The sequence below is a fragment of the Saccharothrix hoggarensis genome, from assembly GCF_042678885.1.
Taxonomy (GTDB): Bacteria; Actinomycetota; Actinomycetes; order Mycobacteriales; family Pseudonocardiaceae; genus Actinosynnema; species Actinosynnema hoggarensis.
Genome location: NZ_JBHTLK010000540.1, coordinates 1 through 557, shown reverse-complemented (window position 1 = coordinate 557; position 557 = coordinate 1). Strand labels below are relative to the sequence as shown.

The 557-nt window shown below is 77.7% G+C and carries 2 pseudogenes; both read right to left on the bottom strand.

Features of this window, described 5'->3' with window-relative positions:
• Positions 1-258 (bottom strand): annotated as a pseudogene (locus ACFQ3T_RS37010) (hypothetical protein); the annotation flags it as partial.
• A gap of 55 nt (positions 259-313) precedes the next feature.
• A pseudogene (locus ACFQ3T_RS37005) lies at positions 314-557 on the bottom strand (MerR family transcriptional regulator); the annotation flags it as partial.

Genomic DNA, 557 nt, shown 5'->3' with positions numbered 1-557 from the left:
CCCGCCCAGCTGCCGCCGGTGCGACGCGAGCGCCGACGCCGCCAGCGACCCGAACAGCCCACCGGTCCGGGCCAGCTCGGTCAGCACGGTGGCCGCCGCCGCGTAGTGCCCCTGGCCGCCCAGCGCCACGGCCGCCAGCCAGCGCTCCTCGACGTCACCGCGCAGCGCGGCCCACACCAGGGCCTCCGGTTGATCGCCGAACGCCGCCCGCCGCACGTCCACCGCGCCCCCTCGTCCACCTGACCAGCCGAAACCCATCCAACCACCACGGGACGGCCCGGTCGTCGACGGCCGGAGGAGATCGGGAACGGGGTCAGCAGACGGCGCGTTCCACCGCGTCCGCCGCCGAGGCGAGGTCGTTGATCCGCTCCGCCGGCTGCGGCACGACGCCGCGCTCCCAGCCCGGACCGCCCGCGAAGACGCGGACCTGCTGCCTGGTCCGGGGCAACGAGGTCACCACACCCGGATCGGCGTAGCGGGGCAGCTGGGCCCACAGCACCACGGCCGCCGGCGCGGTCCGGCGCTCGGCGGCGGCCAGGGCGTCGGCGTGCAGGCGC